At 59.3% G+C, this 20,291-nt stretch carries 16 protein-coding genes and 3 pseudogenes; 3 read left to right on the top strand and 16 right to left on the bottom strand.

What is annotated here, in order from left to right:
* Positions 1 to 3: 3 nt before the first annotated feature.
* The 3 genes from AD668_RS27420 to AD668_RS27430 all read right to left on the bottom strand — a co-directional run bounded on the left by AD668_RS27420 (position 4) and on the right by AD668_RS27430 (position 1,532).
* Positions 4 to 558: a YdeI/OmpD-associated family protein gene (locus tag AD668_RS27420; RefSeq protein ID WP_053164194.1), complete on the bottom strand. Its 555-nt coding sequence runs from the start codon at positions 556 to 558 to the stop codon at positions 4 to 6.
* Positions 559 to 658: 100 nt separating this feature from the next.
* Complete coding sequence (locus tag AD668_RS27425) at positions 659 to 904, bottom strand: hypothetical protein (RefSeq protein ID WP_053164196.1); 246 nt, start codon at positions 902 to 904, stop codon at positions 659 to 661.
* A gap of 163 nt (positions 905 to 1,067) precedes the next feature.
* Positions 1,068 to 1,532: a hypothetical protein gene (locus AD668_RS27430; protein ID WP_053164198.1), complete on the bottom strand. Its 465-nt coding sequence runs from the start codon at positions 1,530 to 1,532 to the stop codon at positions 1,068 to 1,070.
* A gap of 576 nt (positions 1,533 to 2,108) precedes the next feature.
* Here AD668_RS27430 and AD668_RS27435 point away from each other — a divergent pair.
* Positions 2,109 to 2,467 (top strand): annotated as a pseudogene (locus AD668_RS27435) (DUF6124 family protein).
* A 66-nt stretch (positions 2,468 to 2,533) separates the two neighbouring features.
* On the opposite strand, the gene AD668_RS27440 reads toward AD668_RS27435, so the two are convergent.
* The gene (locus tag AD668_RS27440; RefSeq protein WP_053164200.1) at positions 2,534 to 3,550 is read right to left on the bottom strand and encodes a succinylglutamate desuccinylase/aspartoacylase family protein; all 1,017 of its coding nucleotides are present in this window, start codon (positions 3,548 to 3,550) and stop codon (positions 2,534 to 2,536) included.
* Between the two features lie 175 nt (positions 3,551 to 3,725).
* Here AD668_RS27440 and AD668_RS29295 point away from each other — a divergent pair.
* Positions 3,726 to 4,205, top strand: a pseudogene (locus AD668_RS29295) (TetR family transcriptional regulator C-terminal domain-containing protein); the annotation flags it as partial.
* Here AD668_RS29295 and AD668_RS30135 read toward each other — a convergent pair.
* From AD668_RS30135 to AD668_RS27470, 6 genes are all read right to left on the bottom strand, one after another.
* Entirely contained in the window at positions 4,161 to 5,165 is a 1,005-nt protein-coding gene (locus tag AD668_RS30135) for a DMT family transporter (protein ID WP_053164202.1), read from the bottom strand. The pseudogene AD668_RS29295 and the gene AD668_RS30135 sit on opposite strands and share 45 nt — an antisense overlap.
* Positions 5,165 to 5,863 (bottom strand): ABC transporter permease, encoded by a 699-nt coding sequence (locus AD668_RS27450; protein ID WP_053164203.1) that lies wholly within the window; start codon positions 5,861 to 5,863, stop codon positions 5,165 to 5,167. Before AD668_RS27450 ends, AD668_RS30135 begins: the two co-directional genes overlap by 1 nt.
* A gap of 18 nt (positions 5,864 to 5,881) precedes the next feature.
* Positions 5,882 to 6,595: an ABC transporter permease gene (locus AD668_RS27455; protein ID WP_053164205.1), complete on the bottom strand. Its 714-nt coding sequence runs from the start codon at positions 6,593 to 6,595 to the stop codon at positions 5,882 to 5,884.
* A 128-nt stretch (positions 6,596 to 6,723) separates the two neighbouring features.
* Positions 6,724 to 7,506 (bottom strand): transporter substrate-binding domain-containing protein, encoded by a 783-nt coding sequence (locus tag AD668_RS27460; RefSeq protein ID WP_053164206.1) that lies wholly within the window; start codon positions 7,504 to 7,506, stop codon positions 6,724 to 6,726.
* A gap of 27 nt (positions 7,507 to 7,533) precedes the next feature.
* A complete protein-coding gene (locus AD668_RS30210) occupies positions 7,534 to 9,537 on the bottom strand; it encodes an aminotransferase class I/II-fold pyridoxal phosphate-dependent enzyme (protein ID WP_053164209.1) in 2,004 nt (667 codons plus the stop codon).
* A gap of 156 nt (positions 9,538 to 9,693) precedes the next feature.
* Positions 9,694 to 11,085, bottom strand: coding sequence for an MFS transporter (locus AD668_RS27470; RefSeq protein ID WP_053164211.1), 1,392 nt, complete (start codon positions 11,083 to 11,085; stop codon positions 9,694 to 9,696).
* Positions 11,086 to 11,206: 121 nt separating this feature from the next.
* On the opposite strand from AD668_RS27470, the gene AD668_RS27475 reads away from it, so the two are divergent.
* A complete protein-coding gene (locus AD668_RS27475) occupies positions 11,207 to 12,091 on the top strand; it encodes a LysR family transcriptional regulator (protein WP_053164213.1) in 885 nt (294 codons plus the stop codon).
* A 10-nt stretch (positions 12,092 to 12,101) separates the two neighbouring features.
* On the opposite strand, the gene AD668_RS27480 is transcribed toward AD668_RS27475, so the two are convergent.
* The 6 genes and pseudogenes from AD668_RS27480 to AD668_RS27510 form a co-directional block, all read right to left on the bottom strand.
* On the bottom strand, positions 12,102 to 12,533 hold the full coding sequence (locus tag AD668_RS27480; protein ID WP_053164215.1) for a cupin domain-containing protein: 432 nt from the start codon (positions 12,531 to 12,533) through the stop codon (positions 12,102 to 12,104).
* A gap of 336 nt (positions 12,534 to 12,869) precedes the next feature.
* Positions 12,870 to 13,057: pseudogene (locus AD668_RS30150) on the bottom strand (hypothetical protein); the annotation flags it as partial.
* Positions 13,058 to 13,233: 176 nt separating this feature from the next.
* Positions 13,234 to 13,392: a hypothetical protein gene (locus AD668_RS29705; protein ID WP_172681870.1), complete on the bottom strand. Its 159-nt coding sequence runs from the start codon at positions 13,390 to 13,392 to the stop codon at positions 13,234 to 13,236.
* Between the two features lie 1,778 nt (positions 13,393 to 15,170).
* A complete protein-coding gene (gene katG, locus AD668_RS27500) occupies positions 15,171 to 17,438 on the bottom strand; it encodes a catalase/peroxidase HPI (RefSeq protein WP_053164221.1) in 2,268 nt (755 codons plus the stop codon).
* Between the two features lie 383 nt (positions 17,439 to 17,821).
* On the bottom strand, positions 17,822 to 18,019 hold the full coding sequence (locus tag AD668_RS27505; protein ID WP_053164223.1) for a YbdD/YjiX family protein: 198 nt from the start codon (positions 18,017 to 18,019) through the stop codon (positions 17,822 to 17,824).
* Between the two features lie 2 nt (positions 18,020 to 18,021).
* Positions 18,022 to 20,079, bottom strand: coding sequence for a carbon starvation CstA family protein (locus tag AD668_RS27510; RefSeq protein WP_053164226.1), 2,058 nt, complete (start codon positions 20,077 to 20,079; stop codon positions 18,022 to 18,024).
* Between the last annotated feature and the right edge of the window lie 212 nt (positions 20,080 to 20,291).

Genomic DNA, 20,291 nt, shown 5'->3' on the forward strand with positions numbered 1-20,291 from the left:
CAATTAGTCATTTTCTGCCTCGGGCGCTCGGAAGGCCTTGCTGTAGTAGCCGGACTGGTCGAAACAGCAAACGTGCTTCTTGCCGGATGCAAGCATGTCGCAGGCATCACCAATTCGTTTTGCGCGTGTCTTGAGTTGTTTGGCTGAAGTAATCCAGTGTATCCAGTCTACTCGTGCGATGGTCGTTGTATTGTTCCAAACCTTGCGAGCCTCAGGAGTGGCTGCCAGTGCTTCCTGAAAATCTTGTGGGATATCCGGTTCCGGTTCCTTCTTCACAGGGGTCAGCTCCAGCGTAACGATATCCCCAACGGCCGCGCCTGCAGCCTCGAGTAACTCTCTACTGACGTGCAGCCAATGGCTCAGTTGACCATCCGGCTCAAGGGTTGCCTGGAAAGGGTGCCCATTGATTGTGCCTTCAACTGTCGTCCTTCCTCGCCTCGGTAGCGGTTCACTCGCGTCTCTTGGCAATACTGCGAACGCCCACGACGTATCATCGCCAGGCTTTGCCGGACGAAGAAGCTTTGTTTCGAATCGGGATTTCGCATCAATTGTTGACATGGCTACTCCTCCAACTAATACGCCTGATTACTCTCTGGCGACAGCGAAGGCAACACCGCTTGAGGAAACCAGGGCGTAATGCCCTGGCAGATAGCTGACGTCACTTTTTCTTTTTCGCGGGCTTTTCAGCCTTGTCTGATTTCTTGGCCTTTTCTGGCTTGCTATCAGCTTTTTTTGCAGCTTTCTTTGGTTCGGCAACTTTTTTCTTGTCTTTCTTATCGGAAGATTTCGAAAGAGCCGACGCCGCCGATTTCTTTGCCGGTGATGACTTTTTGTCTTTCAATTCCTTGCTGGCTTTTGAAGACTCCCCTTTGCTTTTCTTCTCGTCTTTAGCCACGTTGACCACCTCTCGGAGTGTGCCGGGATAGGCACATTGCCTGTGGGATTACCCACACGCTAATCATTAGGCGAGCGCGGCTGACGGCGGTTCAAATTCTTTTGATGCGTCGAGACACGCCAAAAACCCTTCCTGCGTGTCGGCACAGGAAGGGCCCTTTCGTTTTGGCGGATCAGTCTTTTGCCTTGCTCAGTTCGGTATACAGCTCGGTCGGCACTTTCTTGCCGTTGGCGGTGAACTGGTTGGTGCGGAACGTGTACACCTCACCCTCGGACAGGAAGCCATCGCTATTGGCATCGATCGCCTTGAATTCCTCGGTGCCCTTCGGTGCCACCGCCAGCAGTTCCTTCAACGAAACCCGACCATCATGATCCGCGTCCGTCCGTGCAAAGGAAGCATCGCCACACTTGCCTTCACCGCACTTGCCCTCGGCCTGGGTCTTCTGGGCGCTGGCATCGCTGGCACCGCACTTGCCTTCGCCACACTTGCCTTCGCTGGTCTTCTCTGCCGAAGCCAGTTGATAGCCCTGAGGCAGGGCTTCGGCGGAAAACGCGGACGACGCAAAGTTGATACCGCCGACCAGTGCAACAGCGATCAGGCCAATACGGGTTTTATTCGGGGACTGGATACGAGACATGTTGATACTCCGGATCTTTTGCGTGGCTGGACCGTCATGGGTCGTGCCACAAGGGTTGATAACCTGGTGGCGAGGTGCGAAGTGCATCTCGCTTTGGCAGGTCTATTTGGCCCCAGCGGTGTATCCGGGCTGTATCCGTGCAGGACTGGTTTTGTAAGGTTGTTTAAAGATTTCAGGCCTTGATACACAGTGATACGCGGAAGACGGTATTCCCGCAGGCGTTTGCTCAAACGTTTGTAGGGCATTTCCTGAAGGCTTCGACACCTTGCGTCGTTGCCTACAGTTACGCCAGAATCCGCCGGCTTGTGCGCCTGGGGGCCCGTCGGTAACTTGATTCGCGTCACTGCCCATCAGTGATCGGGTTTCGCAGCCGGGGTAATCTCTAGACTCACAACGTCTTCCGTCCGAGGACAGATCCTTCATCAGGTCTGTATCTCATGTCATGGCGGCTGTGCGTGGGAGACCTTCGGGTCTGCCGGGTTCCTGGAGTCCTGGTCTGCGAACCCGCGTACAGCTGCCACCTTATTTTCGTTTCGCAGCGAAGGGTGGTAGCTCCATGCTCCAGGAGTTTTCACCGTGTTCAAGGTCACCCCCAACCCACCGGACGCCGATCCGATCTCCCCATACGAACCCGATTCAACCCGGCTCAACGACGCCGCCGAACGTGCCCTCGACTTTCACTTCCCCTCGACGGCCGATATCAAGGCCACACCGCGTACGCCCAGCACTCTGTTTGCCGTGGCACCCGAGATCGATACTGAAACCATGAGGGGTATCTGGTCGAGACCCTGGCTTCGGTCGATGTGATGGTGCATCAGTTGGTGGATCATCTGGACGGCGGATCGCGCAATGCCCTGCTGGGGATTTCCAACAGCGTGATGCTGGCGGAGATCACGGCGAACCGGGTACTGGACCAGATCGATCTCCGCCAATAATGCGCTTGCCTGTGGCGAGGGAGCTGCTCCCTCTCCACAAACGTCATCTTTTGCCAGGCTGAGGCTTTAGTTCGGATCCAGCAGCCCGCCACTCCAGTTGCGCGACACCCGGCTGCCGGTAAATTTCGCCACGCCCATGCCCTGTGAGATTAGCCGGTCGCGATAGCGCGTCACCAGGCGCCCCGCCTGTTCGGCGTGCAGCACCACTTCGGAAGAGGGATCACCCGGCCGCCCGAGAATCCGCGCAAAGCGCTGGCCTTCCTCGACGAAGTCACCCAACTCCGTTTCGAAGATCAGCACGCCCGGTTGAGGCGCGAGGATGGTTTCCATGTGGCCCATGTCTACCGCCTCGACAGGCCAGTCTGCTGATACGCCGTTCTCATCAATGACGCCAAAACCGCACAGCCAGTTGTACACCCCTTCGGCATCCGATTCGGCAAAACGGTCACAGACGTCGCCCTGCCCGCGCAGCTCCAGCGTCGCGGCCATGCGACCGTCAGTGGCGCCTTCGCGCAACCACGGGGCAATGATGGTTTCTTCGAACGAACCATCGCCGCCGTCGTCCCAGATGATCGCCACGTCCATCTTCATCGCCGCTGCCAGGTCACGGCCCCGGGGCCAAAAGCTGCGGTGCACGTACAGGTATGGCAGGGCTTCGTCATCGGTATGCAAGTCGAGCATCACGTCCGCCGTGGCCGCCAGTTGCACCAGACTTTTCTGCCATTGCTGGACGTTGGTTGAAGGGCGCTCCATCGCCGCCGACAAGTCGAATGCGCGGTTGAAGTTTTGCCCGGTGGCGTCATGGTAACGGCCAAGAATCCGCCCTTGGCGAAACTGCCCGATGCCCAGCGGGTTGGCCTGCGGCACAACGGTGATGCACCCCTTGAGCCGGCCCTGAGACTCGGCGACCTGCAGGCGTTGCATCAGCAAATGCAGGACCAGCATCCCGGCAATTTCGTCGGCGTGCACCCCGGCCTGCAAGTGCACCGACGGCCCGCTGCCGTCGCCTTCGTAACGCCAGGCACCGACCCGCACTGCCTCCCCGTTGTTGTTGCGAACATTGAACGAAACATCCTGCGCCATTGGCTTGTCCTCCCGTCATGTCTGTTTGAATCGCTGTATCGCCCTTGCCGAACTGGAGATTGAACGCACGTTCAACTAAGCTCGCCAACGTGGAATCGAATCCAGGAAAAACCGTGTGACTACCCATGCCCCCCCGAACCGCCGCACCGCCCCCGATGACCGCCGCGAAAGGCTGGTGGCCGCAACGCTGCGCTGCCTGGGGCGCGACGGTCACGCCGGCATTTCCGTGCGGCGCATCGCCACCGAGGCCGGGGTGTCGGTCGGTTTGCTCAACCATCATTTCGGCAGTATCGAAGCGCTGATTGCCGATACGTACCAGCGGCTCGCCAGCGAACTGACCAGCGCACTGCTCCAGGAAATCGCCCAGGCCGAAACACCTGCGCAGAAGATCGATGCGTTCCTCGTCGGCTCGTTTTCCCCCCGAGTCATGGACCCGCAACTGCTCGGCGTGTGGGTGGTGTTCTGGAGCCTGATCCGGCACTCCGAACACGTCAGCCAATCCCATGAAAAAACCTACCGCGCCTACATCGATCTGCTCAGTCAATTGCTCGATGAACTGGCCGCCAGCGAAGGCTTCGTGATCCACGACACCCGCCTGGCGGCCATCGGTCTATCGGCGATGCTCGACGGTCTCTGGCTCGAGTGGTGCCTCAACCCCGAGACCTTCAGCGCCGCCAACGGCCTCCACATCTGCCGATGCTGGATAAAGGGGCTGCGACACGGAGCATTCAGCGCCGACGACGTCTTGTGAGGCGTGCCGGCCGAAGATCATCGCCAGCGTGCCGCTGACCGCGATCAACCCGGCGCCGATCATCAGCGACATGTCCATCAGCGTGCCCCAGATCAGGCTCGACAGCGCAAACGCCCAGATCAGCCCGGTGTATTCAAAAGGTGCAAGCAAGGTCGCGGTGGCCCGGCGAAAACTGGCGAACAGCAAGAACTGGCCGATACCGCCCACCAGACCTGCGCTGAGCATGCCCAGCCACGCCGGGGTCGGTGATGGCGTGTAGGTCAACGGCAAGGCGACCACCATGCAAATCACGAACACCACGTTGGTGATGAGCATCTGTTCCAGCACCGAGGTCTGGTCATCCACCTGCCGCAACTGGATATAGGTGAACGCCCAGCACATCGCCGCCAGCAGCGTCAGGACGATGGGCAACGGGTCGATCATGTTGTCGGGACGACAGGCAATGACCACGCCGACAAAACCGATGATCAGGCTGAACCACTGCCAGCCGCTGGCGCGTTCCTTGAGAATCACCGCTGCCAGCACCGTGACCATGATCGGTGCGGAAAAGTACAAGGTGGTCATCTCGGCCAGGGTCAGGTCCCGTGCCGCCGTGTAGTACAGCACCCACGCGACAATCGACAGCAGCCCACGCACCACCAGCAAACGCCGACTCGGCGAGTGCCAGGCCCGCTGGACCAGGCGCAGGCGCCCCACCAGCAGCACCGCCGCGACCACCACCAGACTGCGCCAGAACAGAATGGTCACCACCGAGTAATCGGCCACCAGCCACTTGATCACCGCATCCTGCAATGCCAGGAACGCATAGCCCAGGGTGCACAGGCCAATGCCTTGCAGCGAACGGTCAACCACTGGCGAACTCATCAGGTGGACCTGCGCACGGGCGTCCCGCGCCGTTCGGCAAAGGCAAACAGCGCCTCGATCAGGAATGTCAGGCAAACGTACACGCCGGCCACCAACAGTAGCGGTTCATAGACTTGCAGGGTCTGGGCACGAACCACGTTGGCGGCGCCGAGCAAGTCGATCACCGCGATGGTCGAGGCCAGTGCGGTGGACTTGAGCAGCATCACGGTTTCCCCGGCCAGGGTCGGCAACAACAGGCGCATCGCCCGGGGCAAACGCACCCGCAGCAAGGATTGGCGCGCGGTCATGCCAAAGGCCGAGGCCGCTTCCATTTCACCTTTGGGCACCGCCAGCAGGCCGCCGCGAATCACTTCGCCGACATAGGCACCCACCGACACCACCAGGGCAAACACGATGTACCAGTAACCGTCCCGCAGGTACGGCCACAGAAAGCTGCCGCGAATCAGCGGGAACTGGGCGAACAGACTGCCCAGCCCGTAGTAGAAAATATAGATCTGGATCAGCAACGGCGTGCCGCGCGTCACACTGGTGTAGAACAGGCTGACCTTGGCGATGACTTTGTTTTTCGAGATCCGCGCCAGCGCCACCAGCACCGCCAGGGCAAATCCGAACACACTGGAAATCAACAGAATGGCGATGGTGGTTTGCAACCCTCGGCCCAATAACGCCCCGTATTCAACTATCCACGCTGGAATCATTTCATTCTCTCTGCCGGTTCAGTCAACAAGAGGCATCCAGCGACGAATACGTCGCTCAAGCCGTCCCGACAGATAGTTCGACACCAGCGTCACCGCGTAATACAAAGCCGCGGCCGTGAGGTAGAACAACAGGTAATGACGCGTCGAGCCCGCGGCCTGCTTGGCCGTGTACAACAACTCGTTGGTGCCGACCACGCTGATCAGCGCGCTGTCCTTGATCAGGTTGATCCACAGGTTGGCCATCCCGGCCATCGCATACGGCGCCATGATTGGCAGCGTGACGCGGCGGAACAGGCCGAAACCGCTCAGGCCGAACGCCTTGGCCGCTTCGATCTGGCCGAAGGGAATCGCCTGGATCGCCGCACGAAAAATCTCCGAAGCGTAGGCGCCTTGCACCAGCCCCAGCACCACGATCGCCGCCAACGGACCGCTGACGTTGACCACGCCGTAACCGAGATGAGTCATCAACGAATTGAGGAGCATGGAGCCCACGTAGTACAGCAACAGGATCAGCAACAACTCCGGTACCGCCCGGAACAACGTGGTGTAACCGCGCATCAAGGCCGCAATCGGTTTCGGCGCGCCAAGTTTGAGGCAAGCCACCACCAACCCGATGGCCAGACCGAGCACAAAGGCCCCGGCGGAAATCTGCAGGGTCATCCAGAGCCCCTTCAACAGCGCACCGCCCCACCCTTGCTCGGTGAAATTGATCAGATCGAACATTGCTGGCATTTCAACCCCCAGTAACGACCATAAAGACACTGCCCAACCCTTGTAGGAGCTGGCTTGCCAGCGAAGCTTTTGACGGCCTCAAGGGCCCCTTCGCCGGCAAGACGGCTCCTACAGAATCTGTGTGCTGGTCAGAACGCAGGCTTCACGCTGGTACCGAAGTAGCTCTGCGACAGCTCGTCATAGTCTTTGCTCGCCAGCAGTTCCTGGATCGCCTTGTCGAGCTTGGCCTTGAGCTCGGCATCGTCCTTGCGCATACCGGCGCCGACGCCTTTGCCGAAGATCGGGTCGTAGGGCACCGAGCTGAGGTAAGCCAGGTCCTTGGCGTCCGGGGTTTTGACGAACGCGGCCATGGCCGTGCCATCCGCCATCATCAGGTCGATGCGCCCGGCGATCAGGTCGGCGTTGGCCGAATCCTGGGTATCGTAGTATTTAACGTCGGCGATTTTTTCGTAGTAGGTCTTGAGGTAACTGGCGCTCACGGTAGAGTTCTGCACGCCAATGATCTTGCCCTTGAGGTCATCCGGGTATTTCTTGACTGAAGCGTCCTTCGGCCCGACAACGGCTATCACCGAGTCGTAATACGCCTTGCTGAAGGCGATCTGTTTTTCGCGCTCTTCAGTCACCGACATCGAAGAGAAAATCACGTCGATCTTCTTCGCCAGCAGCGACGGAATGATCCCGTCCCACGCCACTTCCCTGATCTCGCACTCGGCTTTCATTTCGCTGCACAGCTTGTGAATCAGATCGACTTCAAAACCTTTCCATTCGCCATTGGCCTGCTTTTCGGTGTACGGCGGATAGGGTTCCGCGGCCACTGCGAACCTGATCGGCTGCGCCTGTGCCGCGCTCATCCCGGCCAGCATGATGCAGGCCGCACCGCTCAACCAGTTTGCAAAACGTCGATTTCCCATGTTGTTTTCCCGTCTTTTTATGATGAGTTAGCGAGTCTGATGAGCGTTGACGAATTGTCGGCAACGCTCGCTGCGTGGGTGTACGAACACGTCGTCCGGCGAACCGGTTTCCTCGATCAGCCCTTGATGCAGGAAGGCGACTTTGGAAGAGACATCGCGTGCAAAAGCCATTTCATGAGTCACCAGGATCATGGTCCGGCCTTCTTCGGCGAGGGAGCGGATCACCCGCAGCACTTCACCGACCAGTTCCGGGTCGAGTGCCGAGGTGGGTTCATCGAACAGCATGACCTTGGGCCGCATGGCCAAAGCCCGGGCAATGGCCACCCGTTGTTGCTGTCCCCCGGAGAGAAACGCCGGGTACTCGTTGCGCTTGGCCGCAAGACCCACGCGTTCGAGCAGGGCTTCGGCCCGTTCAGTGGCCTCCGCACGGCTTTCACGCAGGACCTGGGTCGGCGCTTCGATGAGGTTTTCCAGCACCGTGCGATGGGGCCAGAGGTTGAAGTTCTGGAACACCATGCCCAGGCTGGAACGGATGCGCACCAGTTGTTTGGCGTCTGATACCAGCGGTGCGCCGGGACGATTCTGGTTCAGGTGAATGCTTTCGCCATCGACCAGGATGCGTCCCTGGTCCGGCACCTCAAGCATGTTGATGCAGCGCAGCAAGGTGCTTTTACCCGAGCCGCTGGCGCCGATCAGGGAGATCACCTCCCCCTCGCAAGCGGTCAGGGAAACGCCTTTGAGCACCTCGATATTGCCGAAGCGTTTGTGCAGGCGATCGACTTCGATCATGGTTTTGGCCGCGGTCGGTTCGACGGTCGTGGTGCACGTTACGGTACGGGTCACCGGCCGTGGCGCTTCTGCGTTCAACACCAGCACAAAGTCGCGAATGCGCTGGCAGGCCTGGGCCAGCCGTTCTTCTCCAAGGGTGAACGACAACCGTACAAAACCTTGGGCCGGTTCGCCGAATGCCGCTGCATCCAGCACCGACACACCGGCTTCGCGCAGCAGACGCCAGGCGAATTCCAGCGACGTCAGTCCAGTGCCGCGCACGTCGACCAGGACGAACATGCCGGCATCGGGATTGAGCACGCCAATGCCCGGGCAATCCGCCAGTCCTGACACCACCAGATCGCGACGGCGGCGGTAGATCTCACGCATGCCATGGGTCACTTCGTCGTGGGACTGCACGGCCTTGAGCGCCGCCTCCATGACAAACCCCGGCAGGCCGTAAAGCATGCTCAACACCAGGGTTTCGACGTGATTGACCAACGCTTCATCGGCCACGATCCAGCCGATCCGCCAACCGGTCATCGCATGGGATTTGGACAGGCTGCCGATCACCACGCAGCGCTCGGCCATGCCGGGCAACGCTGCGAGACTCAAATGAGTGCGCTCATAGGCAAGGCTCTCGTAGACCTCGTCCACCACCACCCACAGGTCATGGGCGATGGCGAGGTCGGCGATGGCTTGCAACTCCTCGCGGTTGAGCACTACGCCCGTAGGGTTGTTCGGGTTGGAGAAGAAAATCGCCCGGGTTCGCGGGGTAATCGCCTTCGCCAGCACCGCGGCATCGAGGCGGAAACCGGCGTCCGCGGCACAGGGCACGCGCACCAGCGTGGCACCGGACGCCTTGAGCGTGGCTTCGTAGGTGACGTACATCGGGTCGAGCGCTATTACCTCGTCGCCCGCGCTGAGCAGGCACATCGAGGCGGCGAACAGCGCATTTTGCGCCCCTGCCGCGACAATCACGTTGGCCGCTTGCAGTTCACGGTCGATCACATCGCTGTAGCGGGCGGCGATGGCCTCACGCAGGGCCTGGCGACCGGCGATTTCGGTGTAGTGGGTGTCACCTTCGCGCAGCGCATGGATCGCGGCATCGGTGATGAAATCGGGGGTGGGGAAATCCGGGTCGCCGACACTGAGGATGATCACATCCTCGCCATTGCGCTGGGCGGCATTGGCCGCGTAGTGGATATCCCAGGCGGCAACGCCTTGGCCACTGATCCGCTCAACAAAGGGTGAAAACCGCATGCCAGTGCCTCGTTCGAATTGAAGAAACGCAAGCCCGCAACCAGCCGGGGAAAGGTGAACCCAACATAGTCCAGACTGAACACTCGTTCAACAGAAAACTGACAAGGCTTCGCGTTCAGCGCAAACAGGTCGTTTTCACGACAGTCGCGCCGTTTTTCAGCACGAGGGGGCGGCGACTCGGGAACGGCGCTGGCTGAGGATGCCAATGATCAGCGCCGCGCCAATCAGCCCGGCGGCGACCATGAATGTGAGGCGCATTCCCGGCACGATGGCTGCGGGCCCGGCCTGCAAGATGTCGCTACTGGCCGAGCCGAAAGCGAATATCGCGCCCATCACCGAAGCGCCTGTGATCAATCCGAGGTTGCGTGACAGGCCGAGCAATCCGGAAACGACACCACGTTGGCGGGCTGTCACGTCCGCCATGACGGCCGTATTGTTGGCCGTCTGGAACAGGGCATAACCGGCGGTCATCACAGCCAGCGGCAGGATGTACCCGAGCACTCCGAACCCGGTCGGCATGGCAGGCAGCAGGCATGCGCCGATCAACATCGCAATCAATCCGAGCGTACTGGAGCGATACGCACCCAATCGATCGACCCAGCGTCCTGCCGCAATCGCGGCCAGTGCCGCAACCAGCGGCCCCGTGGACATCACCAATCCGGCGCTCGCTGCATCCAGCGCCAGCGCCCCCGTCAGATAAAACGGCCCGACGACCAGGGTGGCCATGACCACTGTCGTCACCAGTGCGTTCATGGCGAAACCTGCACTCAAGGGCGGATGGCACAACATCGACAATCGAAGCAGCGGCGACTCGGCTGCCTGCTCGACGTAGACAAACCCGCACAACCCGATCACTGCCGCCAGCAACAAAGCCGCATTCAACGAACCAAAGCTGCCACGCCCGAGGGTCATCGCCAGGGTATAGGACAGCAGCGTCAGCCCCAGCACCACCGTGCCCAGGACATCGACATCCGCCCTCTTCTCATGGCGATCATTGGGTAAAAAATGCTGCGCCAGCCCAATCGCCAAAATACCCAACGGCACATTGATCAGAAAAATTGCCGGCCATCCCAGACTGGCAATCAAAAAACCGCCGAGGGTCGGTCCGAGCGACGTGCCAATCGCCGACATCGTGCCGAGCGCGCCCATCGCGCTGCCCATCCGGGCCTTCGGCACCGCCTCACCCACCAGCGCCATGGTCAACGCCATCATGATCGCTGCGCCTGTGCCTTGCAGGGTTCGGGCTGCGATCAGCAGCCAGAGATCGGGTGCCAGTGCGCACAGGATCGAGGCCAGCGTAAACAACGACATCCCTATCAATAACAGGCGCCGACGGCCAAAGACGTCGCCCAACCGCCCAGCGCCAACGATCAGGGCGGTGATGGCCAGCAGATAGGCGAGCACCACCCACTGCACTTGCTGGAAGGATGCGCCAAACGCTTGGGCCAGTGTCGGCAAACCAACGTTCGCAATGCTGGTGCCGAGGGACGACAGCAACATGGATAACGAAAGGCTGATCAATGCTCCACGTTCAGATCGGGATTTCATGCTCGGGTCACTCGCAATCAGGTTGTCCCAAGCCTAAGCTCGCAACTGACATGGCGGAAGACGCATCGTTTGCACTTGATACATGCATCAGACGCCACATGAACAATGTGAGACCCATTGAATGCCGGATCTGAATCTGCTGATCACCCTGAATGTATTGCTGGAGGAACGCAGCGTGGCTCGCGCCGCAATACGTCTGCACCTCAGCCCATCGGCCATGAGCCGGGCCTTGGCACGCTTGCGCGAAACCCTGGGCGACCCACTGCTGGTCAGGGCTGGTCGCGGCCTGGTGCCCACGCCCAGGGCGCTGGCGTTGCGTGAACGAGTCAGCGCACTGGTGCACGACGCCGAGGCCGTGCTGCGACCGGACGAAGCACTCGACCTCCGGCAACTGGTCCGCACCTTCACCCTGCGCACCAGCGACGGCTTCGTGGAAAACTTCGGGCCGTCACTTATCGCCCGGGTAAACGAAGAAGCCCCCGGTGTCCGCCTGAATTTTGTGCAGAAGCTGAACAAGGACAGCACCCTGTTGCGCGACGGCTCCGTCGATCTGGAGACCGGCGTCATCGGGCAATCCACCAGCCCGGAAGTGCGCACCCGCCTGTTGTTTGGCGACCGCTTCATCGCTGCGGTGCGCAAGGGGCATTCATTGACCAGGGGCAGCATGACCGCCGAGCGCTATGCGGCAGCCAGGCACATTCTGGTTTCACGGCGCGGGCACGACAAAGGCGTCATGGATGAAGCGTTGAACCTGCTCGGACTGGAACGGGAAATCGTCACCATCGTCGGCGGTTTTTCTGCGGCGCTGGCACTGGCGCGGGCTTCGGACCTGGTCGCCACGGTGCCTGAACGCCACGTCGGCCACCTCTGTGAAGGGATGCATTGCTTCGACTTGCCGTTCGCCACACCGACCATCACCGTCTCGATGCTCTGGCATCCGCGCATGGATGCAGACCCCGCCCATCGCTGGTTGCGCGGTTGCGTGCGGGACATTTGCAGTCGGTAGCCGCGACGCGTTACTCCTTGAGAATCAACAGCGGCTCGCCCTTCTGCACCATGTACGTCGCCAGCTCCGACGCTTTGTCCGAACCGACATTCTTCGCCACATGCGCCACACCGGCAGGAATGAACAGCGAGTCGCCGGCCTTCAGCGTGACCGGCGCGCGCCCTTCCAGTTGATACTCGAAAGTACCGCTGATGACATAGGCGACTTCCACCCCCGGATGTGCGTGTTTGGGCGACACCACTCCCGAATCGAAATCCACGCGCACCTGAATGACTTCGGGATTGGATACGTCCAGATCCTGACGAATCAGGTCGGTGCGATGAAGGCCCTGCTGCCAGCTTTTGGCTGGCGTCGCAGCTGCCGGTCTCAGCTCTTGTGCCTGAACGTAGCCGACCACGGAGGCGAGTACCGCCGCGCTGACCAGTAAAAGATTGCGTCGCATCGTCCTGCCCTCTCAAAGTAATGAAGTCTTACTTTGCTTGAGGAAAATAGCGGCGATGTGTCGGGATTGGGGCGTTTGTTATGCGCGTGTGTACACCCCAGGCATTGATACACGGGCATACAAACCGGCAAGGGGAATTGAAAAACCGCGACCGGGTATCAGACCCGGTCGCTCCCTTCCCTATTATTCAAAATCAATAAAAATCAGCTCGCTCTGGAAGCCGCCATCATGGAGCTTTCAAACTGGGTCGCGCTGCGCGGATCGGCTGATGTCGCCAAAAACGTGCGTGGCGCTCTGCAAGCCATCGACAAGAATGAAGAGCTCATCAAGATGACGCTCGCGGTGCTTTTTCTCGGCTGTCTTTTTCTCGCTGAGAAGTTCATCCACTTTGGCCTGGAGGCCGGATACATCTTCTTGCTGTGGCAGACTTCAATACCGAGGAAAAATTTGCCTTCCTTCTCGGTGTAAAGAGCGCGCACGGATTCATCGACACCCTCCAGGTTGTCCAATAGGTATTTCAGCATTGGTTGTCTCCCAGAGAAGATTTGCGACCCAGCCCGCAGATATGAAAAGGCCCCGTCATTGACGAGGCCGGTGTAAATCGTTGGCATAAAAAACCCCGGCAGGCTGCCAGGGCTTTATTCAAAGCATGTAGGCTCGTGCGAATGGGCGGGCCTTTTGGGTGTTAAATTTCTCTGTGTCAGTCGTCTTGATCTATCTGGTCAAGAAAATCAACGTCATCCTCTTCTTCATCAACAATTGCCTGAGCGTCTTCTTCAACCCATGACTCGTCATCATGGAATTCATGATCGAGCAGGTGGTCGTGCTCGGGCTCTGGAATATCTCGTTCTTCGCTCATGACTTACCGAAACAAAAATTGAAAGAACGGACACAACGCGCCCACGGAACAGCTTGGCGTTGTCTCCCCGACGTAGTGCAGACCCTACCTGCGGGCATAGCCCCCCGAAACTGGTCTGTCTTTTTCATTTATTAGCGAAAATAGACCATTCGAATCGTTTCAACAACTTCAGGCCCAAATGGTTCTGTCCAAAAGCTTTAACACCCAAGTCGTCCAGCCCAACCCCAAATTTCCTGGCCGTCTCGAGGAGATCAGGATATTCGGCAACAAATGAGATAATTTCTTTGGACTCAGCATCCAAATATTTTGGCGGCTATTGCTTTCTGAACTCATTTAGTAGGACTTCAGCACCATCTGGCTTGCTTCGTATACGAAGTACGCGCTGGTGATAGATGAAGCGGTTATGGCTAGCCCGAAAGCCACTAAAAGTGCTCTGTTACTCATTCGGCTCTCCTGCCAATCGAAAAAAAGCGCGAACCCTACCTAACCATTCCCCTCAGTGCCACCTCATCAGACAGATGGCATCCGGGAGATTCCCAAGAGCACATTTCAGTGTTTGATATGACCTGCGATGTCGTCATGACCAAGGCCGGGAAAACCGGCAAAACTACACGATCTGATCCGAAGCGAAAGACCAAACCATCGAGCTCACCGTTGATGAGTGGATGCACAAGGTCGGTGTTCGCGCAGACCAGATCATGGCCGGCACAAAGGTGAAGCAACCCAGCCCGCTATTCGACGCCCCACAGTTTGCCGAGCAGTTCATTGAGCTAGCACGCAAGTCGGGAAAATGCCGCGACATGAGGATCAGAACGATAGCCGTCTTGGTTGACGCCAAAGGCAAGCCAATCATCAACCCAAAGACTTAGGCGCCGAAGGTCGGGTTCGCAGAGTGGCCGCCAAAACAAGAAGTTCAAGTCGCCGCGTAACCAATCTCCACCGCCAGGGCATGTCCCGCCATAGGGCCCCATGAAGACCCACCGCATGCGGAGTGTGGATGCTTAAGCCAATGGCTGTCGAAAGCCAACGAGCCTACCTACCTCACCGGTACGGAGTGAATGCCATGGCAGCTCCGCTCTACATGCTCCGGCTCATCTACAAGGGACCACAAATTCCCGCGACCTTTAACATCTCGACCTGTACCCGCCCATCGGCCATGAGCTGCAGATACTCTCGCCAATTCTGAAAAGCTTGCTGCTGCCTGAGGGAAGCTGCCAGCCAAAGTGCGCCACCGAGGTGTTCTACCGGGATGGACATCATCTGCGCGATTGCAAGATCAAGTTCATTTGCGAGATCGCTCCCATTCGGCAAATCGAGGATTAGTGGTCGCATAAGAAACCTGTTTTTTTTGGGCTACTTCATCGACTTTTCGATTTGATGATCGTGCGCAAGCTCCGACGAACGGTTTAACCCAATTTACCTGTTTTCTGCCGCCACGCGCGGCATGGATCACATATAGGGTCAGATACGAGGGTAGCTCTCCTTCTGAACTGGAGAGCCCTGCAAGCATGCCGGATACATCGACCGGCTCATCTGGATGCCGGCGATGAAGAAGTCGGAGTCAGGTGGCGGCGACCCTATCAGAGTCGCCACACCTATGCCTCAACGATGCTGTCTGCTGGTGAGAATCCAATGTGGGTGGCCAAGCAACCTGGCCACCAAGACTGAACCATGATCGCCGAGTTTATGGTCGCTCGATGCCCTCCGCTGATGTAGGAGCCGGAGGGCGAGCCGAGGCACTTTTCGCCGGTAATGCCAGCGTTATGACTACATCTCCTCTAGACGACGTGGTTTAAGTCGAAGCGATCCAGGTTCATCACCTTGGTCCACGCAGCGACGAAGTCCTTGACGAACTTGTCCTTCGCATCGGCACTGGCATACACCTCGGCCAGTGCGCGCAACTGTGCGTTGGAGCCAAACACCAGGTCGACCCGGGTACCCGTCCACTTCACTGCACCGCTGTTGCGATCACGTCCTTCAAACTCCTGTGCGGCGTCCGATACCGGCTTCCACTCCACGCCCATGTCGAGCAGGTTGGTGAAGAAGTCGTTGGTCAGCGCTTCCGGACGCGAGGTGAACACACCGTGTTTGCTCTGGCCGACATTGGTGTTCAACACGCGCAGGCCGCCCAGCAACACCGTCATTTCCGGCGCCGTCAGTGTCAGCAGTTGTGCCTTGTCGATCAACAAGGATTCGGCGGACACGCGGTATTGTTGCTTGAGGTAGTTACGGAAACCGTCGGCAATCGGTTCAAGGAAGCCGAAAGAGTCGACATCCGTCTGCTCCTGAGTGGCGTCCATGCGACCCGGTGTGAATGGCACCGTTACGCTGTGGCCGGCATTCTTCGCCGCTTGCTCCACACCCACGCTGCCGGCGAGTACGATCAGGTCGGCCAGGGAGATTTTCTTGCCGCCATTGTTGAACTCGCCCTGGATGCCTTCGAGTTTCGCCAACACATTCGCCAGTTGCTCCGGCTGGTTGGCCTGCCAGGATTTCTGCGGGGCCAGGCGCAGGCGGCCGCCGTTGGCACCGCCGCGTTTATCCGAACCACGGAACGTCGAGGCGGCTGCCCAGGCCGTCGACACCAGTTGCGAAACCGACAGGCCCGAGGCAGCAATTTTGCCCTTGAGTGCGGCAACATCGCTGTCACCGATCAGTGGGTGATCGACGTCAGGAATCGGGTCTTGCCACAGCAGTTCTTCGGCGGGCATTTCCGGGCCGAGGTAGCGCGAGAGTGGGCCCATGTCGCGGTGGATGAGTTTGTACCAGGCGCGGGCAAACGCGTCGGCGAGCTGATCGGGGTTGGCCAGGAAGCGCCGCGAGATCGGTTCATAGATCGGGTCGAAGCGCAGGGCCAGGTCCGAAGTCAGCATGGTCGGATCGCGACGTTTTGACGAATCGAACGGGTCGGGAATGATGCCTGCGCCAGCGCCGTTTTTCGGTTTCCACTGGTGAGCACCCGCTGGACTTTTGGTCAGTTCCCAGTCGAAGCCGAAGAGGTTTTCCAGGTAGTTGTTGCTCCACTTCGTTGGCGTCGTGGTCCAGGTCACTTCGAGGCCGCTGGTGATGGTGTCCGGCCCCTTACCGGTGCCGAACGTGCTCTTCCAGCCCAGGCCTTGCAGCTCAAGACCGGCCGCTTCGGGCTCAGGCCCCACGTGGTCGGCCGGACCGGCACCGTGGGTCTTGCCAAAAGCGTGGCCACCGGCGATCAGTGCGACGGTTTCTTCGTCGTTCATTGCCATGCGGCCGAAGGTTTCACGAATGTCCTTGGCCGATGCGACCGGGTCAGGCTCACCTTCCGGGCCTTCGGGGTTCACGTAGATCAGGCCCATCTGCACAGCGGCGAGGGGGTTTTCCAGATTACGGCCATCTTCCACCCGACTGTCTTCGTTTCTGCCCGGCTCGGCAACCAGTGGAACATCGCCAGGTGGTTGCACGGGCTTGCTGTCATCCTTGCCGTAACGGCTGTCGCCGCCCAGCCATTTGTTTTCCGAGCCCCAGTAAACGTCTTCGTCCGGCTCCCACACGTCGGGACGGCCGCCGGAAAATCCGAAGGTCTTGAAGCCCATGGATTCCAGCGCCACGTTACCGGTGAGGACGATCAGGTCCGCCCAGGAAATCTTGTTGCCGTACTTCTGCTTGATTGGCCAGAGAAGCCGGCGCGCCTTGTCGAGGCTGACGTTATCCGGCCAGCTGTTGAGCGGTGCGAAGCGTTGCTGGCCGGAACCGGCACCGCCGCGCCCGTCACCGGTGCGATAGGTGCCTGCGCTGTGCCAGGCCATACGAATAAAGAAGGGTCCGTAATGGCCGAAGTCGGCGGGCCACCACTCCTGGGAGTCGGTCATCAAAGCGTTCAGGTCATTTTTCAGCGCCTGAAAGTCCAGGCTTTTGAAAGCTGCGGCGTAGTTGAAGTCGCCCCCCAACGGGTCAGACTTGGGCGAATGCTGGCTCAAGATCTTCAAATTCAGTTGGTTCGGCCACCAGTCGCGGTTCGTCGTGCCACCGCCAGCGGCGTGATTGAACGGGCATTTCGATTCAGTTGACATGGCATCTCCTCTTTATTTTGTTTTCAGCTAACCACCCTTGAGCGTGGATCCGGATGACCGATTAATGAAATAGCTTTTGGACATGGGATCCATAGCCTTAAGGCTATGACTGCCTCGTGATCAGGCGCTCTAGAACAACCATTAAAGTACCGGTCTGGGAAACTGTCGTTACAACAGGCACAGATAGCTGATAAACAGCGTAAAACGACGGGATCGAGCGCCGACTGGTCGTGTCCAGACCGGTATTGGCATGAATGCTCGCCACAATGCATGAGATCGGTCGGTGTGATGGCGACCGTGCTGTACCGGCGGGGCCGGATGCCCTGGACTGTTGACCATGCGGCATAAAAAAACCGGCCTTTGGGGCCGGTTTTTTCATTCATTCAACAACACTTCGGTCCGGCCTTGCTGCCGTACCGTGCTTCCTGGCGTTCGCGGAAGAACGCCTCGTAGTCCATCAGCGGTTTGTCCGGGTGCCGGGTCTGCATATGCTCGACGTAGTTGTCGTAGTCGGGCATGCCGACCATCAGGCGCGCAGCCTGACCGAGGTATTTACCGAGGCGACTCAGGTCATTGAACATGATCAGGCATCCGGCAGCGCTTGGAATGGCGCTTCTTTATCCGTACGTTCCTGGGTGCCCCAGGCAGCGATGCCGACCTTGAGCGCGAAGAACAGGATGCTGAACACCACGAACAGGAACAATGCCGTCAGCGTTGCGTTGGTGTAGGCGTTGAAGATCACGTGCTGCATCTGGTCGATGCTCTTGGCCGGAGCCAGCACCTGACCATTAGCCAGGGCATCGCTGTATTTTTTCGCCAGCGCCAGGAAGCCAATCGCCGGGTTGGCGTCGAACAGCTTGATAAAGCCTGCGGTGGTGGTGCAGATCAACAGCCATACAGCCGGCAGCAAGGTCACCCAGACATAACGCTGGCGCTTCATCTTGATCAGTACCACGGTGCCGAGCATCAATGCGATACCGGCCAGCATCTGGTTGGAGATGCCGAACAACGGCCACAAGGTGTTGATGCCACCCAGTGGATCGATCACGCCCTGGTACAGCAGATACCCCCACATGGCCACGCAACCGGCGGTGGCAATCAGGTTGGCGGTCCAGGATTCGGTGCGTTTCAACGCTGGCACGAAAGAGCCGAGCAAATCCTGGAGCATGAAGCGCCCGGCTCGGGTGCCGGCGTCGACTGCCGTCAGGATGAACAGCGCTTCGAACAGGATCGCGAAGTGGTACCAGAACGCCATGGTGTTCTCGCCCGGCAACAGCTGGTGCAGGATCTGCGCGATACCGACCGCCAGGGTCGGCGCACCGCCGGCACGGGCCAGAATCGTGGTTTCACCGATGTCGTGGGCCACCGCTTGCAGCGCTTGCGGGGTAATTGCAAAGCCCCAGCTACTAACGGTTTGTGCAACGGCCACCGCATCGGCGCCCACCACGGCCGCCGGGCTGTTCATGGCGAAATACACGCCCGGATCAATCACCGAAGCCGCGACCATGGCCATGATCGCCACGAAGGACTCCATCAGCATGCCGCCGTAGCCGATGTAACGGGCATGCCCCTCATTGGCGAGCAACTTCGGCGTGGTGCCGGAAGCGATCAGCGCATGGAAACCCGACACCGCGCCACAGGCGATGGTGATGAACAGGAACGGGAACAGACCGCCCTTCCATACCGGACCGGTACCATCGATGAACTGGGTCAGCGCCGGCATTTTCAGCTCGGGCATGGTCACCAGGATGCCGATGGCCAATGCGACGATGGTGCCGATCTTGAGGAAGGTCGACAGGTAGTCGCGCGGGGCCAGGATCAGCCACACCGGCAACACTGCGGCGACGAAACCGTAGCCAATCAGCATCCAGGTAATTTGAAGACCGGTAAAGGTAAAGGCCTTGGCCCAGACCGGATCAGCGGCAATCTGCCCGCCGAGCCAGATCGAACCGAGCAGCAACAGCACGCCGATCACCGAGATTTCGCCGATGCGACCCGGGCGGATGTAGCGCATGTAGATGCCCATGAACATCGCGATCGGGATGGTCGCCATGACCGTGAAAATACCCCACGGGCTCTCGGCCAGGGCTTTGACCACGATCAGCGCCAGCACCGCGAGGATGATGATCATGATCAGGAAGCAGCCGAACAGCGCGATGGTGCCGGGAATCCGGCCCATTTCTTCGCGGACCATATCGCCCAGGGAACGACCGTTGCGGCGGGTGGACATGAACAGGACCATGAAGTCCTGAACGGCACCGGCCAGCACCACGCCGGCGATCAGCCACAGCGTGCCGGGCAGGTAGCCCATCTGCGCCGCCAGGACCGGGCCGACCAGTGGACCTGCACCGGCGATGGCCGCGAAGTGATGACCGAAGAGCACGTGTTTGTTGGTCGGAACATAGTCCAGACCATCATTGTTGAGCACAGCCGGAGTGGCCCGAGCTGGATCGAGCTGCATCACTTTGTTGGCGATGAACAGGCTGTAATAGCGGTAGGCAACCAGATAGATAGCGACAGCTGCGACGACGATCCACAAGGCGTTGATCGCTTCGCCGCGGCGCAGGGCCACGACACTCAGCGCAATCGCTCCCAGGACAGCCACGGCAAACCAGGCAAGGTGTTTAGCCAGACGGGGCATAGCGTGTCTCCTGCCACAGCCAGTGAACTGCGGCGGTAATTTTTATAATTGTGTCCGCGGTGCGGAGCTGGCCCAATATCTGCGCATGGCGTCCACAAATAAATCCGCGTTACTACGTACGTGGTGTCTACGTAGTACTACGTAGGCGCCGCAGTATTCGAGGGTGTACACACACTCACATCCGCCACAAATCAACTGTGGGTTGACCGTCG

The sequence above is a fragment of the Pseudomonas sp. P1.8 genome, from assembly GCF_001269805.1.
Lineage (GTDB): Bacteria > Pseudomonadota > Gammaproteobacteria > Pseudomonadales > Pseudomonadaceae > Aquipseudomonas.